Here is a 1,553-nt window from a genome sequence, read left to right as displayed (position 1 = left end):
CAGCGGCCAGCGAGGAGCAGTAGACGAGCCGGGGCGGGCGGGCCTGGGCGGCGAGGGCGGCGACCAGGCGGCGGGTGCCGCCCGAGTTGACGGCGGCGAGGGCCCGGGGGTCGGCGGCGTGGGTGAGGGCGGCGAGGTGGACGACGATGTCGGCGCCGGCGGTGGCCTCGCGGAGCCCGGCCCCGGTGACGAGGTCGGCGGCGGCGGTGCGGGCGCCGGGCACGGTGCGCCGGGGGTCACGCACGAGGGCGGTGACGTCGTGGCCGAGCGCGGTCAGGTGCGCGACGAGGCGGGTGCCGATGAATCCGGTGGCGCCGGTGACGGCATACCTCATGAGGCGGCCGCCGGGGCGGGGCCGACGGGGCGGTGGTAGAGGCGGTGGGTGCGGGTGTGGACGGCGCCCATGGCCCGGGCGTGGCGGGCGGAGTCGCGGTTGTCCTCCAGGATCCACGAGTACTCGTTCTCGGTGTAGCCGAGGCGGGCGGCGGCCTGCTGGGCGCGGCACAGGAGGGCGGCCATGAGCCCGCGGCCGCGGTGCTCCCTGGTGACGCCGGAGGTGGAGGCGCGGGTGCGGGTGATGCGGCGGCGGGCCCGGGCGGCCCGCAGCAGGCCGACCGGCAGGCCGCAGGTGGTGAGGCGGCCGCGGGCCGCGGCCAGGGCCTGGTTGGCGTCGGGGAGCCAGAGGGTGAATCCGGCGGGTTCGCCGCCGACTTCGGCGATCTGCAGCAGCTCGGGGACCAGGACCGGCTTGAGGCGGCGCAGGAGGTGCCGGAACTCGGCGTCGGTGAAGGGAACGGAGGCGTAGTTCCCGGCCCAGGCGTCGTTGTAGATGCGCAGGACGGCCTCCAGGTCGCCGGCCCGGCGGCGGGGATCGAGGGGGCGTACGCGGACGTCCGGTGCGGACAGGGCGCGTTGCGCGGCGCGGGTGATGGCCGCGGGGGCGGCTCCGTCGGCGGGCACGGGGCCGGTGAAGGTGTGGAGGTCCTTGGCCTTGGTGAAGCCGCAGGCGGTGAACAAGTCGGCGTAGTACGGGGGGTTGTGCGGCATCTGGACGGTGGGCGGGCGGTCGAACCCGTCCACGAGCACGCCGCATTCGTCGTTGGTGGTGAAGCTCAAGGGGCCGAGGACGCGGTCGGCGCCGCGCTCGGCGAGCCACCGGTCGGCGGCGGCGAACAGGGCGCCGGCGACGGAGGGGTCGTCGGTGCACTCGAAGAAGCCGATGTGGCCGGTGCGTTCGTGGTGGCGCTGCTGGAACCTGGGGTCGATGTGGGCGGCGATGCGGCCGAGGGCGGTGCGGCCGCGGTGGGCGAGGAAGAGACGGGCGGTGCCGGTGGCGTGGAAGGGGTTGCGCCGCGGATCGAGGCACGCGCGCAGCTCGTGTTCGAGGGGTGCGACCCAGTGCGGGTCGTGGCGGTAGAGCGCGTGGGGCAGCCGGATGAAGGCGGTGGTGGCGGCGCGTCCGCGCACCGGGGTGATCGTCACGTCGGTCATCGGGCGGTCTCCGGGGCGGCGGCCCGGCGGGGGCGCTCGCTGCGGGGGCCGTGCAGCCGCAG

The 1,553-nt window shown here is 76.7% G+C and carries 2 protein-coding genes; both read right to left on the bottom strand.

Annotation, left to right across the window (positions count from 1 at the left end):
* Nucleotides 1-334: NAD-dependent epimerase/dehydratase family protein (locus ACSNOH_RS34725; protein WP_436725433.1), on the bottom strand; the 334-nt coding region annotated here is incomplete at its 3' end.
* Nucleotides 331-1,491 (bottom strand): N-acetyltransferase family protein, encoded by a 1,161-nt coding sequence (locus ACSNOH_RS34720; RefSeq protein ID WP_436725432.1) that lies wholly within the window; start codon nucleotides 1,489-1,491, stop codon nucleotides 331-333. The genes ACSNOH_RS34725 and ACSNOH_RS34720, both read right to left, overlap by 4 nt.
* Nucleotides 1,492-1,553: the final 62 nt, after the last annotated feature.

The sequence above is a fragment of the Streptomyces sp. URMC 127 genome (assembly GCF_051386535.1).
Classification (GTDB): Bacteria; Actinomycetota; Actinomycetes; order Streptomycetales; family Streptomycetaceae; genus Streptomyces.
The sequence above is the reverse complement of the archived record's forward strand: the minus strand, read 5'-3'. Positions and strand labels throughout refer to the sequence as shown.

Excerpts from the sequence above, each read along its gene's own strand:
- ACSNOH_RS34720 (WP_436725432.1), bottom strand. The coding sequence starts at position 1,491 with ATGACCGACGTGACGATCACCCCGGTGCGCGGACGCGCCGCCACCACC.